Origin of the sequence: Candidatus Burkholderia verschuerenii (genome assembly GCF_001189365.1) — a bacterium.
GTDB classification, from domain to species: domain Bacteria; phylum Pseudomonadota; class Gammaproteobacteria; order Burkholderiales; family Burkholderiaceae; genus Caballeronia; species Caballeronia verschuerenii.
Window position 1 is genome coordinate 1 of sequence record NZ_LFJJ01000360.1, and the last position, 1,022, is coordinate 1,022.

Below are 1,022 nucleotides of genomic sequence, written 5' to 3' on the forward strand. Positions count from 1 at the left end.
TGAACCGCACCGGGAATGTAGGAGACTTCGGATCTTGGCTGTAATGGAGATTTGAAGTATGGAAAACGAAAGCAAGGCAAGGAAGCCCACCGGGACGCGATATTCAGATGAGGTGCGGGAGCTGGCGGTACGGATGGTGTTTGAGCACCAACACGAATACCAAACGCAGTGGGCGGCGATCCGCTCGATCGCCTCGAAGATGGGGATGTCACGCGAGACGCTTCGCAACTGGATCATTTAGGCTGAGCGCGACCGTGGCCAACGAGCGGGCGCGACAACTTCGGAACTGACGCGTCTGAAGGAACTGGAGCGCGAGAATCGTGAACTTCGCACGGCCAACGAGATCCTGCGCAAGGCTTCCGCATATTTCGCGCAGGGTGTGCGGCGTGGGCGCCGGATCAAGACGACGCAGCGCGACGATGCAGTGCCGTGCCAGCTGGACCGGGTCAAACGTCAGTTCCGGGCCGATCGGCCTAACGCGCTGTGGGTCGCGGATTTCACCTATTGTTGGACATGGTCGGGCTTTGTCTACGTGGCCTTCGTGACCGATGTGTTTGCGCGCCGTATCGTCGGTTGGCGCGTGTCGGCATCGATGAGGACTGACTTCGTGCTGGACGCGCTGAACCAGGCGTTACACGATCGCCAGCCACCGCCCGGGCTCATTCACCACTCCGATCACGGGTTTCAATATCTCAGCATTCGGTACACCGAACGTTTGGTGGATGTTGGCGTTGGGCCATCAGTCGGAACCGTCGGCGACTCCTACGACAACGCACTGGCCGAAACGATCAACGGCTTGTATAAGGCCGAAGTTGTGCATCGCCGTTCATGGCGTACGCTCCAGGACGTCGAACTCGCCACGCTCGAATGTGTGCACTGGTACAACCACCATCGGTTGCTCGGCCCGCTTGGGTACGTGTCGCCGGCGGAGGCAGAGGAAGCGTACAATCGGAATCCGGTGCTTTCCGCTCGCGCGGCGTAGCGCCAAACTCGGCGGTCTCCGACAAAGCCGGGGCGGTTCA

At 60.3% G+C, this 1,022-nt stretch carries 1 pseudogene; it reads left to right on the top strand.

What is annotated here, in order from left to right:
- Nucleotides 1-58: 58 nt before the first annotated feature.
- Nucleotides 59-982 (top strand): annotated as a pseudogene (locus BVER_RS28860) (IS3 family transposase).
- Nucleotides 983-1,022 lie beyond the last annotated feature (40 nt).